At 52.8% G+C, this 1,311-nt stretch carries 1 protein-coding gene; it reads right to left on the reverse strand.

All coding sequences use genetic code 11. From position 1 onward, the window contains the following. Positions 1-279: 279 nt before the first annotated feature. Positions 280-1,311: endonuclease NucS (locus tag EI28_RS12265; RefSeq protein ID WP_048115221.1), on the reverse strand; the 1,032-nt coding region annotated here is incomplete at its 5' end.

Raw genomic sequence — 1,311 nt, forward strand, 5'->3', positions numbered from 1 at the left:
GGCGTTCCCAGAGCGCCCGGCGGCGGTATTCGCCGCTGTGCTCCCGAATGAAGTCTTCGACCATTTTGATCGTATCGAGTGTGGGAGAGTGGCTGGAGCCGGCGCTTGCAGACATGATCTCAGGATTATTGTATGAGTATATATAACAAGTTGATCCGGGTGTGGCAGAGGTTTCTATGGCGGGTCAAAACAGTCCCGGGTTTCCCTCCACTCCGACCTGATCGACGACTAAAGATGTATAGGTCTGTCCCAAACAGCATTTCTGTGATTATACAGGATCTATTCACTCCTGAAAAACATCCTGTCGAGTCGCATCTGGATTTCAGCGCCCGTCTCCCTGATGATCTCCCGCATCGTCCCTGCGATCACTGCGGGATCTGTTTTTTTCGGGAAGAGGATGCCTACACGGCCACAGTCCTCCCAGTCCGGATCCCAAACAATCTCCCGCTCCGGATACTTCTCCGTCCAGTCCTCTTTAAACGACAGTAAGAGCTCTTGCAGGGGCTTCACCGGTTCATCTTCGAGATGGATCTCAACGCCGATAGTTTTCCCCCAGTCGCAGAACTCATAGTGAACCCACAGTTCCTTCCATGCAGAGGGGCAGACCAGTCTCCAGTCGGGTTCGTCCTCCTCCCAGACCGGGAAGCCCTCGGGCGCAATATCCTGGTATGCGAAGATTACTTGCATGAAACGGGGATCGATGAGTTTGCGCGACCTGATGTTTTCGGGCTTGACGAGGAGGTTCGGGACGACAAGAATCTCTCCCGTTTTGAGGAGGTACTTATGCAGTTGCACTAGCCTGATATCGAGATCGCTCCTTCGGCTCAGAAACTCGAATATTTGAATCAGACCCTCTGGAGTTTCGTCCACGGCAATAATAATACGCACCTGTCCCGCCCGGAGGTGAGTGCCGCAGGCTTTTCGGAGATCTTCAAATGTTGCCCCGCCTTCCGTAGCGAACGCCTGCAATGTTTCATTCAGTGCTCCCCGGGCAATCGAATCAAGTTCGTCAACAGTCAGGTTGGACAGCAGAGATGCGTATTCCAATATCTGGCCTACAATTTTACGGCGTATATCAGCATTCTTAACAAGTTTTACCTCAACAGCGATGGGCATGCCCGTAGCGTCGACCATGAGAATGTCAAGATATTGCCCTTCCATCGACACTTCCCGGCGCACCGTTCGGAGCGGAACATCAGTGTCTTCACGAAGGAGTTCGGGATGTTGCGCCAACGTTGCCTGTAATTCATCCTCGTCATCGTAGCCCACCTGGTAGAGAGGGATGGTTAGGTCGCTGTTCTTGAGTATCGG

This window comes from Methanoculleus sp. MH98A, from assembly GCF_000691865.1.
In the GTDB taxonomy this organism is placed as follows: Archaea; Halobacteriota; Methanomicrobia; order Methanomicrobiales; family Methanoculleaceae; genus Methanoculleus.